This is a genomic window from Advenella sp. (assembly GCF_052108595.1).
Taxonomy (GTDB): Bacteria; Pseudomonadota; Gammaproteobacteria; order Burkholderiales; family Burkholderiaceae_B; genus Advenella.
Genome location: NZ_JBQEAU010000064.1, coordinates 13,760 through 24,521 on the forward strand (window position 1 = coordinate 13,760; position 10,762 = coordinate 24,521).

Below are 10,762 nucleotides of genomic sequence, written 5' to 3' on the forward strand. Positions count from 1 at the left end.
TCCTGCTCATAGAGGTCATAGCCGTAAACCCAGCCTGGGTCTTCCTGCTTGAGCAGGAAGGTGTTAGCGTTGGAGACCGACTGAACCTTGGAAGCGCGCTCTTTGCGATTGGCTTCATACAGTTCGAAGGCTGCCCGATAGTCGCCAAGCCCGGTTTGCTCAAGGCAGCGGGTCAGCATGGCAGCATCTTCAATTGCCATGCACGCGCCCTGAGCCATGTGTGGTTTCATGGGATGGCAGGCGTCGCCCAGCATGACCAGGCGACCCCGGCTCCAAATGGGCAACGGGTTGCGATTAAGCAGGGGCCATTTGGTAATGTTTTCTGTAGAACGGATCAGGTTTTGCACGGTCGAGTTATAGCCATCGAATGCAGCGAGCATTTCTTCCTGGGAGCTGTCCACAAATGAGCCCTGGAAGTCCCACGCTTCGTGCGGGACGCCGGTCACGAAGTAGTATTCGTCACGCTTGCCGGTGGTGTAATAAACCATCATGTGACGATCTTCGGTCCACCACTTGACGCAGTCTTCGAATTCATCCGCAAACTTGACAAGATTCTCGCCACGAATCAGCGCGCGATGCGCTACCCAGCCACTATACGTGGGCGCTTCAGCGCCAAGAAGCGTTTCGCGGATTTTTGAATATATACCGTCGGCGCCAATCACAATATCGGCAGTGACGCGGGTGCCGTCAGCAAAACCCAGCTGAACTTTATCGCCATCGTCCTCAAGCGTTTCCAGTTTCTTGCCAAAGTGAACAGTGCCTGGTTTGATGCTGGACATCTGCAGGGCATGCATGTCGCCGCGATGGATGGTGATATAGGATGCACCGTATTCTTTTTTTGCCCATGCACCCAGGGGGATGCGGGACAAATATTCGCCAGAATTGCCATCCCGGCTGAACCAGAAGTCCGGATGCGAACCCATTTGTTCCAGCTCTTTTTCCAGCCCCATGCGGCGGAAAACTTTCATGGCATTGGGGCCGACATGGATGCCGGCGCCCAGTCGTGAAAACTCTGGCGCCTGCTCATATACTTCGACTTCAAAGCCCGCTTTCTGCAGCAGGGTCGCGGCTGCAGCGCCGCCCAGGCCGGCGCCGACGATCGCAATTTTGACTGTATCTTTCATAACTTATCTCCTGACTATCCAATTCACGTTCATTTCGATTAAATAAGAGTGTACACACTTATTTTATGAATTAAAATAAAAACGAATTGGGGTTTACGAGCAGGCGAGTGATTTTGATGTAAGAAAAATAAACAGATGATGTCGATTGTGATTCGCGCTGGGAAAGTGCTTTATGCAGTGTTGCCTCAATTTGGTTCACAACTGAAATTTTCTGATGATTATCAACGAGATTAGCATGCCGATTGGCGCTGTCATTGGTGGCTTTGCAGCTTGCCATTTGGCGATCGATGTACCTGCACCAGAAGAGGGTGAATGGGTAACGGTGCACCAAATAATGTCATTATTAAAGTTGTTTATGCCTGATCAATGATGATTGTTATATACTATTAAATAGTGTATAGGCTATAAATGCGCGTTGGCTACATGCCACAGACGAGGACATTTTCAGCGTCATTGCTTCATACGCCAGAACAAGTGCTACAAGGTTTGCGCATTGCCAGCAGGTATACTTATAGTCAAAAATATCGGGTAAAAGTTATAGATACGTCCTCATTACAGCTTAATCATGTCAACAAACGAGCAGCCTAACTATGTCCAGAAAAAACGAGCAACCTGAAACAGAAGCAGGGCATTCCAGCGCGCCGTATGATGTCACCCAGCAGGTTGGACACTTATTGCGCAAGGCGGTGCAGCGTCATACGGCCATTTTTCAGCAGAACGTGGGCGATGAGCAGTTGACGGCCATCCAGTTTGTTACCTTGTGCGCCTTGCGTGATCGCGGGCGCAGTTCCCAGGCTGAGTTGGTGGAGGCGACGGCGATCGACCAGGCAACCATTCGCGGCATTATCAATCGTTTAAAGGCGCGCGGACTGATCGCGCTCTCGCCAGGAAAGCTGGACAAGCGCAAGGTGATTGCCAGCCTGACAGCCGAAGGGCAGGCGCTGCTGTCCCGCACTATTCCACGTGCGCAGGAAATTAGCCGCCTCACCATGGGGCAGCTTAACCCTGCCGAACAGGTTGCTATTTTGTATCTATTGCAAAAAATGAACGCCAGCGGTCTTGAGGGCGAATAGGCCACAATAGATTTGCAAGGCCGCTGCAAGGGCCCTGCCGGTGGTTATGGATGACCCTGCTGCTGCCTGATCTGGGCAATTTTTTTACGCAGATTATTCCACGCCGGCTTGTCCGGTGCAAAGCGCGTGCGCATGTACTGCAATAGCGATTCCATTTGCGCGTCATTCATGCTGTTTTTGAAGCCAGGCATCGTGCTCAGGTTTGCCTGGGCCGGGCGGGTAATGCCGTGCATCAAGACCTGGATCACATTATCCGGATGGTCGCTGTGCAGATTGCTATTGAGTGCCAGCGAGGGACGTGCGCCGAACAGGACCGGTCCGCTGCCCGAATCGTGGCAAACGGCACAGGCGCCGTTAAACAGGGTCTCGCCAGGCAGCAGTCGTGCCTTCTGGTTCGCCTGACTGTCTGCCTCCAGTCTGGCAGCCAATACGGCCTGGTTGTCTTTTGATTCGGCTGCGGCAGGGTTCAGGCTGGCCAGGTAATGAGCCATGGCCTGGACATCGGCCTCGGGCAATTGCGCCAGCCCTGCAACAACGGGTCCCATCGGACCGGCGGCGACGCCATGCAAAGGGGAGTAACCCGTGCGCAAATACTGGAACAGCTCCTGCTCGGTCCACGGGATCGGCGAGGAAGAGAGCGTGTTGAGCGCCGGGGCTTCCCAGTTGTCTGCAAAGCCGCCAGCCAGAAAGTTGTTTTTTCCGGATTTTTCGGCGCCCAGCGCATTGCGAGGTGAATGACAGGCAGCGCAGTGTCCGCTACTGTTTACCAGGTAGGCGCCGCGGTTCCAAAGCGGGCTTTTCTCCGGATCGGGTGCATAGGCTTGCCGGTCCCGGTGAAATAGCGTATTCCATCCTGCGACCAGGGGACGCAGGTTCATGGGGAAGGGCAATTGCGTTTCCTTATTTGGCGCCGATACGGCCGGCTGGACCATCAAATAGGCATAAAGCGATTGCAAATCCTCGTCGGACATTTTTGCATAGGCAGTATAGGGGAAGGCGGGGTACAGATGCTTGCCGTCACGATGGATGCCTTCACGCATGGCACGCTCGAACGCTTTATATGACCAGGCGCCAATGCCGGTTTCCCGGTCCGGCGTAATGTTGGTCGTGTAGATTGTGCCAAATGGCGTATCCAGCCCCAGGCCGCCGGCATTGGTCTGGCCGTCCGGCGCCGTGTGGCAGACCATGCAGTCTCCGGTAAGCGCGACAAGCCGGCCGCGCTCAATTGCCTGCGCGGAAAAAATTGATGTATCTACCCGGGCAACGGGTGGAATGCTGGTGCGCCAGGGGGCAGCAACCACCAGGGCGCCGGTCGCGGCAGCCATCAGTCCACCCAGCCAGCTGTTGCGCCAGCGTCTGCTGCGTTTTGCTGTCAGGGGCGGATCCGGCGACAGGGTGGGCAATGCAAATGGCGTTTCACGGATACGCAGTCCGGTCGCGCTGTATATCGCATTGGCAATGGCAGCCGCTGCAGGCAGCTCAACACCCGGCCCCCAGGCCAGGGGCTGATCCAGCGAGCGCGCGCTATTGATGACCTGCACCTCGGGCAGCGCCAACGGGCGCGGTTTGTCTTGTTCAGAAGGACTATTGACGCCCTGTTGGGCCTGTCCCAAAAGGGATTGGGTCCATTTGCCCAGGCGATCTTTCAGGGCGCGCTGGGTTTCCGGTGGGGTGGGCGGTGCGTTCTCGGTATGGCTTGCGTCATGTCCCACGGTCAGCTTGCTGACCGACAGGCCGCCGCTGCGCGCATCCACGGCCAGTTCGACCGACCAGACCGACCATACTTCCTGCGGGGGATTTCTGTCGTTATCAATAATATGACTGTAGGCGATGCCACGCCCAAGCCCGGCAGCCTTGGCCGCCGGGCCGGATGCAGCTTGATCCCAGCCGCTTTGTTGCGCAACAGTTCTTAAGAGTTGTTGTCCGCGATCGCTGTTGATTTGTGCCAGGCGGCTCTGTACCGGATCCAGTTGATGGTTTTCGCAATATTCATCGAAGTGCGATTCCTGTGCAAACACCGTGGCGGCTGTATAGCTGTGGGAGTCCGTGGCCACCAGGCTGCTGCCGCTTTTTTGAACGGGGACGCTGGCATACTCCGTCTGCAGTGCCATCCCTGTTGTCGAGGTCGAGTCCAGTCCACACAAGCGGCCGGCAATGGACGGACGACGCGGGTCAAGCGCGTTGATGCTCCACTGCCCCCGGTCTGGCAGGTCCTGGCTCGCAGCCGTTTGGTTCTGCTCAACCTTGACCGCTAATGCGGCTGGTGCGTAGGCGGCTTGTACCCGTACCGGTTGGTGTAAATCCCAGGCCAAAAGCGCGGCTTCGACGGCGGTCTCCAGCCCGTCCTGTGTATGCTGGCCATGTTGCACAATCCGGACGGCCTCTGGCGCCAGCCCCAGCAGCGCGCACAGTTCCTGCCTGAGGGCCGCCTGGCGTTTGGTATTGACCCACACGGTGAGGTGATTGTCCCGGTGCCAAGCAATAGCCCAATCCGGTGCGTCGGCGGCCAGGTGGTTATTCCATTCATACCGGGTTGCCGAATGGACCGTGCCTGGCGTTGCTGCCTGGTTTGTTAAGTGTTGCACATCGGCGCTGGCAGCAACGGGCGTCAGCCAGCTGGCGTTAAGCAAGGCACAAGCCTGCTGCGCCTGCGTGCGCTGCACGGCGACAATCCCGACAAAGCTGCCGCGGGTGATGCAACTGACCACGCCTGGCACTTTAACCGCCCGATCGCTGTCGAGCGACTGCAACTGCGCAATCCGGTTTGTTTGTATGCCCAGTTCCCACTGTGGCGGACGCAATACAACGCCATGCAGCAGTTGGCTGTCGGTTGGTACGGACAGGTCCATGCCGGCGCTGTCCTCTGACGTGTGGCTTATGCCGGTAGCGGTGGGCGCGGTCAGATCCGTGGTCATGGTCGTCCCCTGGCTGCTGAGATTGCGGCCGCCATGATTTCCACATGGGTCCCGCAACGGCACAGGTTGTGACGCAGTTCGTTACGAATTTGTGCTTCCGAGGGATTGGGATTGCGGTTCAATAGTGCCTGTACTGTCATGATCATGCCGTTGAGGCAGTAGCCGCATTGCGCAGCCTGGTTATCAATAAATGCCTGCTGGACCTTATTGGGCTGGCCGTTTTGGCTAAGTCCTTCGAGGGTGGTGACCTTGCGGTTTTCTATCACGCTGACCGGTATCACGCAGGCGCGCGCCGCTACCCCATCTACCAATACCGTACAGGCGCCGCATTCGCCGAGTCCACAACCGAACTTCGGACCATTGAGAGCCAGGTCATTGCGCAATATGTAAAGTAGCGGCGTGTCGGGCTCAACGGTGATGTTGTGGCGTTCGTTATTGACCGATAGGGTGAAGGGGCGCGGGGCAATAGGATTCATGTTCAGGGCGTAAAATTGTGTCAACTAATAATAAGTTTACACACTTTAGTTTTTTGAGCAAACAAAGAATTTCATGAAAATGAACAAGAGTGTATCAACTCGTCATTCTGCGGGTTTTTACTAGTTTTTTCTGATCATAACCAGAGTTTACACTGCAAACTGCAGATTTATTTTCATTTTTTCGAAGATGTGCTTTTGATGTTTTATCATTTTAATATAGCGTGTACACTGTAGTTAATCTTCCTGTCCAACACACGCCTGAACCGGATACCCGTTAATGACGTATATGGCACCTCGTACCGAGCAACAATCGCTATTGGAGTCTACCGGCACTCTGCTGGTGCTGCGTGCGCCGGTTGTGCCGCCTGCGCCTGCACCGGGGCAGCCCGGCGTTGTGTCTGTGTATCTGCAGGATTATGACGACGTGTTCGTGGCGATATCCGAGCAGGGATGGGTCCGGGCTTTTTGCGGCCACGTTGATCTGGGTACCGGCATTCAGACCGCGCTGGCGCAAATTGTGGCCGACGAGCTGGATGTGCCGATGTCTGCCGTGCAGATGGTGCTGGGCCACACCGACGCTTCGCCCAATCAGGGCCCCACCATTGCCAGTGCATCAATCCAAATCACAGCCCAGCCTTTGCGCCAGGCCGCCGCTCAGGCCCGCCATATTCTAGTGGATTTGGCTGCCGGCATGTGGAATGTCGATGCGGCGCACTTGTTTGTTCAGGACGGCCGGATATCTTCCGCGCATGGGCACGCTGTTGATTACTGGACATTGCTGGCGGGAAAGCAATATCGCGAATATCTGCAGGACGAGGTGAAGACCAAGGCGGCCAAAGACCTGAAAATCGTGGGCCACTCCCAGCCTCGTGTGGATATCCCCGCCAAGGCGCTTGGCCAGTTTGTCTATGTCCATGATATGCGGGTTCCTGGCATGTGGCATGGCCGGGTCGTACGGCCTCCCTATGTCGGACGAGATACGGGCGCCTTCATCGGCCACAGCCTGGCTTCAGTCGATACCGCCAGCGTAAATCATATCTGTCGTGACATCAAAGTGATCGTGCAGGGCGATTTTGTCGGAGTGGTGGCCCGCCGCGAGGAGCATGCGATCCGCGCAGCACGTGAGCTTAAGGTAGCCTGGAAGCCTGTTGCACCACTGGAAGATCTTCAGGATCTGGAAGCGGCCATTCGACGCCAGCCCATGAACGAACGTATCCTGCAGGATAACCGTAGCGACCATCCCGACCTGCCGCCGGCCAGGGTCGATATCAAACGAACCTATGTGTGGCCTTACCAGATGCATGCCTCCATCGGGCCGTCATGCGCCGTTGCAGATTACCAGCCTGGACATGTCAGAGTCTGGTCTGGTTCGCAAAACCCGCATATGTTGAGAGTGCATCTTAGCCAGCTCAGTGGCCTGGATGAAGCGCACATAGAGATTATCCGTCTGCAGGCGGCCGGCTGCTACGGCCGCAATTGTGCCGATGATGTATGTGCCGACGCGCTCCTTCTTTCACAGCACGCAGGTGTGCCGGTTCGTGTGCAATTGAGCCGCGAGCAGGAACATGGCTGGGAACCCAAGGGCGCTGCGCAGTTAATGGATGTGCAGGGCTCGATTGACGCGCAAGACAATTTGCGGCATTACCAGTTCAGTACCCATTACCCGTCAAACGATGGGCCGCTATTGGCATTACTGCTTACAGGCAAAGAGCCGGCGTTGCCGCGCAGCCTGCAAATGGGCGATCGCACCGCGGTGCCACCTTATGGCTACCCAAGCCAGAAAATTGTCTGCAACGATATGGCGACCATTGTGCGTGCCTCCTGGCTTCGCGGGGTCTCGGCGTTGCCCAATTCATTTGCCCATGATTGCTTTATTGATGAGCTGGCGTTTGAGGCGCAGGCCGACCCGCTGGCATTTCGGGTAAAAAACCTGGCGGCCGACAAGCGCGCCCAGCAATTGCTGCTGGCCGTGGGCGAGCGGGCGCACTGGCAACCCGGCAGGCCCGGTAGCCGGGGAACGCCCGATGCCAACGGGTGGCTGCACGGGCGAGGTGTCTCTTACGCCCGCTACATACATTCCAAATTCCCCGGCTTTGGCGCGGCCTGGTCGGCATGGATTGCAGATATCAGCGTCAATGCCCGTACCGGAGAAATTCGACTGAATCACATCGTGGTTGGCCAGGACACCGGACAAATGGTCAATCCTGCAGGTGTGCGCCACCAACTGCACGGCAATGTGATCCAGGCATTAAGCCGGGCCCTGTACGAGCAGGTCAGTTTCGATGCCAACGGCACGGTACAGGCCGAGTGGGGCGCATACAAGATTATTGACTTTACTGCCATCGCGCCCATTGATGTCGTATTGATGGACAGGCAGGATGAGCAGCCCATGGGTGCAGGCGAATCGGCTTCGGTGCCCTGTGCATCGGCCGTGGCCAATGCCTTGTTTGATGCCTGTGGCTTGCGCTTTTACCAGGCGCCGTTTACGCCACAGACTGTGCGCGAGGCGCTGCAACTGGCCAGCATCGATGGCGCAATGCCTGCGCAGGCCGGCACGTAACTTTTATTTAAGGGAGATTGAATGAGTCACTATCTATATGGCGCCAATATATCGGCCAATGGCATCCGGCAGCATTATCTGCGCTATGGCGGTAACGAAGGTGAAAGGGCGGATCGTCCTGCTGTCATCATTATTCCGGGCATTACCAGTCCGGCGGTGACCTGGGGCTTTGTCGGCGAGCGTTTCGCACGCCAGTTCGATACATACATCCTGGACGTCCGGGGTCGGGGCCTGAGCGAGGCATCCGATACGCTGGATTATGGTCTGGACGCCCAGGCTGCCGATGTGGTTGCGTTTGCCAAGGCCCTGGGCCTGAGCCGTTATATCCTGGTCGGTCATTCCATGGGCGGGCGTATCGGCGCACGTGCGGCGAGCACCGCGCCTGCAGGCCTTGAAGCGCTGGTCATGGTAGATCCGCCGGTCTCGGGCCCGGGCCGCCGCGCCTATCCTGCCAAATTGCCCTGGTATGTTGATTCCATGGCCTTGGCACGCAAGGGGTGCGATGCCGAAGCGATGCGTGCCTTTTGTCCGACCTGGACACAAGAGCAACTGCAGCTTCGTGCGCAGTGGCTGCATACATGCGATGAGCGCGCCATCATCCAGAGCTTCAATGACTTTCAGAACGACGATGTCCATGCCAACTTCCCGCAAATCAAGGTGCCCGTCATGTTGATGACGGCCGAGCGCGGCGATGTGGTCCTTGATCAGGACGTTCAGGAAATCACGACCCTGATTCCCGGTCTGACCGTGACAAAAGTGAACGATGCGGGACACATGATCCCCTGGGACAACGAAGCCGGATTCTATGCCGCTTTTGGCGACTTTCTTGGCACCCGGCTCGATTAAGGCTGTCGCGCCGGCGCTGCGGGTTGCTGCCCGCAGCAGAGCACTTTCATGAGGACTATTATGGCAGTAAGCGATTATCAACTTATCGAGGCATGGCAGAAGGTATTGACCCTGTCCAATCTTGAAGCCGGGCAGACTGTTACGATCCTGACCAGTATGTCAACGCATCCGCAAACGCTGTTATGCGCAACCATTGCCGCGCAATCCAAAGGCGCCATTGTCAATCGGCTGGATCTGCCGCCGGTCAATGCTGAAAAGGCATTAAGCCGGGATGCGCTGGCGTATCTGGGCACGACGCCCTTGACTGGGAACAAGGCGGCCATTGCCGCGCTCAAGGCCAGCGATCTTGTGCTGGATCTGATGACATTGCTGTTTTCACCGGAACAACATGAAATTCTCGAAAGCGGCACCAAAATCCTGCTGGCCGTGGAACCGCCGGAAATTCTGGTGCGTACAGTGCCTCTCGAAGCAGACCGCAAGCGGGTCAAAGCGGCCTCTGCGCTAATTGCCAAATCAAAACAAATGCATATCACTTCCGAGGCCGGCACTGATTTGCGCTGCCCCCTGGGTGAGTTTCCGGCCATCAGCGAGTACGGTTATGTTGACGAGCCCGGGCGCTGGGACCACTGGCCCAGCGGCTTTACCCTCACATGGCCGAACGAAGGCGGCGCGACAGGACGTATTGTGATTGATAAAGGCGATATTTTATTGCCGCAGAAAAAATACGTTGCCGAACCCATTACCCTGACAGTCGAGAATGGTTATGCCACCCGTATAGATGGCGGCATTGATGCCCAGTTGCTGGACGAGTACATGAAGTCATTCAACGACCCGGAAGGCTATGCCATTTCCCATATTGGCTGGGGGCTGCAACCGCGTGCCTATTGGTCCACGCTGGGCCTGTACGATAGGGAAAACACCATCGGCATGGATGCACGCGCGTTCGAGGGCAATTTCCTGTTTTCTCTGGGACCCAATAATGAAGCGGGCGGCAGCCGAACCACGGCATGCCATATTGATATTCCCTTGCGTCACTGCACGGTCAAACTGGACGGTGTGGATGTCGTACGTAACGGCAAGGTTCTGGACGGGGGTGCAAATGAGTAAGGCAGACGCAGTTTATGAGCAGCAGGGCTTTGGCGCCGAGCTGGAACCGGTGGCGCCCTATGGCCTGTTGATTATCGACCTGGTCAATGGTTTTGCCGACCCCGAGGTCTTTGGCGGGGGCAATATTGCCCAGGCGATAGACAATACGGAAAAACTGCTGCAAACGGCACGCGAACAGGGCTGGCCCGTGGCGCACACACGCATTGTGTATGCGGACGATGGCGCCGACAACAATATTTTCAGTATCAAGGTTCCCGGCATGCTGGGCTTGCTGGAAAACGAACCCAATAGCCAGATTGTGCCGCAACTGACGCCGGTCCAGGGTGAGTTGATCGTTCGCAAGAATGTGCCATCGGCCTTTTTCGGTACCTCGCTGGCAGCCTGGCTGACACAGCGCGGCGTCAAAACCCTGCTGGTCGCCGGCGCCGTTACCAGCGGTTGCGTACGCGCCTCGGTGGTCGATGCCATGCAACTGGGCTTTCGCCCGTTGGTCGTTGCCGATTGTGTCGGCGACAGAGCACTGGCGCCGCACGAGGCAAACCTGTTCGATATGAAGCAGAAGTACGCGACAGTAGTAGATCGCGAGCAGGCGATGCGCCTGCTTGGCCTGGGCTAGGGCACATGCGCGTGCGGCATTAAGGACAGATCCGTCTTGCCGTGT

Annotated in this window: 9 protein-coding genes; 6 read left to right on the forward strand and 3 right to left on the reverse strand. The window is 56.9% G+C overall.

Annotated features, from left to right (window positions below; translation table 11 throughout):
* On the reverse strand, positions 1-1,124 hold a 1,124-nt coding region (locus ACTIKR_RS12520), incomplete at its 3' end, for an FAD-dependent monooxygenase (protein WP_442327994.1).
* Positions 1,125-1,338: 214 nt separating this feature from the next.
* Here ACTIKR_RS12520 and ACTIKR_RS12525 point away from each other — a divergent pair.
* Together ACTIKR_RS12525 and ACTIKR_RS12530 are read left to right on the forward strand one after the other, a co-directional pair.
* Positions 1,339-1,494, forward strand: a complete 156-nt coding sequence (locus ACTIKR_RS12525) for a hypothetical protein (protein WP_442327995.1) — start codon at positions 1,339-1,341, stop codon at positions 1,492-1,494.
* A gap of 220 nt (positions 1,495-1,714) precedes the next feature.
* Positions 1,715-2,197, forward strand: a complete 483-nt coding sequence (locus ACTIKR_RS12530) for a MarR family winged helix-turn-helix transcriptional regulator (protein ID WP_442327996.1) — start codon at positions 1,715-1,717, stop codon at positions 2,195-2,197.
* A 44-nt stretch (positions 2,198-2,241) separates the two neighbouring features.
* On the opposite strand, the gene ACTIKR_RS12535 is transcribed toward ACTIKR_RS12530, so the two are convergent.
* Complete coding sequence (locus ACTIKR_RS12535; protein WP_442327997.1) at positions 2,242-5,112, reverse strand: c-type cytochrome; 2,871 nt, start codon at positions 5,110-5,112, stop codon at positions 2,242-2,244.
* On the reverse strand, positions 5,109-5,588 hold the full coding sequence (locus ACTIKR_RS12540) for a (2Fe-2S)-binding protein (RefSeq protein ID WP_193089396.1): 480 nt from the start codon (positions 5,586-5,588) through the stop codon (positions 5,109-5,111). Before ACTIKR_RS12540 ends, ACTIKR_RS12535 begins: the two co-directional genes overlap by 4 nt.
* Before the next feature lie 277 nt (positions 5,589-5,865).
* Here ACTIKR_RS12540 and ACTIKR_RS12545 point away from each other — a divergent pair, with 277 nt between their 5' ends.
* The 4 genes from ACTIKR_RS12545 to ACTIKR_RS12560 are packed head-to-tail and all read left to right on the forward strand — an operon-like array spanning position 5,866 to position 10,717.
* A complete protein-coding gene (locus tag ACTIKR_RS12545) occupies positions 5,866-8,148 on the forward strand; it encodes a molybdopterin cofactor-binding domain-containing protein (RefSeq protein ID WP_442327998.1) in 2,283 nt (760 codons plus the stop codon).
* Between the two features lie 21 nt (positions 8,149-8,169).
* Positions 8,170-8,994: an alpha/beta fold hydrolase gene (locus tag ACTIKR_RS12550; RefSeq protein ID WP_442327999.1), complete on the forward strand. Its 825-nt coding sequence runs from the start codon at positions 8,170-8,172 to the stop codon at positions 8,992-8,994.
* Positions 8,995-9,054: 60 nt separating this feature from the next.
* Positions 9,055-10,101 carry a 2,5-dihydroxypyridine 5,6-dioxygenase gene (locus ACTIKR_RS12555; RefSeq protein ID WP_442328002.1) on the forward strand — a complete coding sequence of 349 codons (1,047 nt, stop codon included), beginning with the start codon at positions 9,055-9,057 and terminating at the stop codon, positions 10,099-10,101.
* A complete protein-coding gene (locus ACTIKR_RS12560; protein ID WP_442328000.1) occupies positions 10,094-10,717 on the forward strand; it encodes an isochorismatase family protein in 624 nt (207 codons plus the stop codon). Before ACTIKR_RS12555 ends, ACTIKR_RS12560 begins: the two co-directional genes overlap by 8 nt.
* The last annotated feature ends 45 nt before the right edge of the window (positions 10,718-10,762 follow it).

Bases quoted from the DNA above. Each gene is read 5' to 3' on its own strand.
- ACTIKR_RS12545 (WP_442327998.1), top strand. From the start codon at position 5,866: ATGACGTATATGGCACCTCGTACCGAGCAACAATCGCTATTGGAGTCT.
- ACTIKR_RS12540 (WP_193089396.1), bottom strand. From the start codon at position 5,588: ATGAATCCTATTGCCCCGCGCCCCTTCACCCTATCGGTCAATAACGAA.
- ACTIKR_RS12560 (WP_442328000.1), top strand. From the start codon at position 10,094: ATGAGTAAGGCAGACGCAGTTTATGAGCAGCAGGGCTTTGGCGCCGAG.
- ACTIKR_RS12525 (WP_442327995.1), top strand. From the start codon at position 1,339: ATGATTATCAACGAGATTAGCATGCCGATTGGCGCTGTCATTGGTGGC.
- ACTIKR_RS12530 (WP_442327996.1), top strand. From the start codon at position 1,715: ATGTCCAGAAAAAACGAGCAACCTGAAACAGAAGCAGGGCATTCCAGC.
- ACTIKR_RS12550 (WP_442327999.1), top strand. From the start codon at position 8,170: ATGAGTCACTATCTATATGGCGCCAATATATCGGCCAATGGCATCCGG.
- ACTIKR_RS12555 (WP_442328002.1), top strand. From the start codon at position 9,055: ATGGCAGTAAGCGATTATCAACTTATCGAGGCATGGCAGAAGGTATTG.
- ACTIKR_RS12535 (WP_442327997.1), bottom strand. From the start codon at position 5,112: ATGACCACGGATCTGACCGCGCCCACCGCTACCGGCATAAGCCACACG.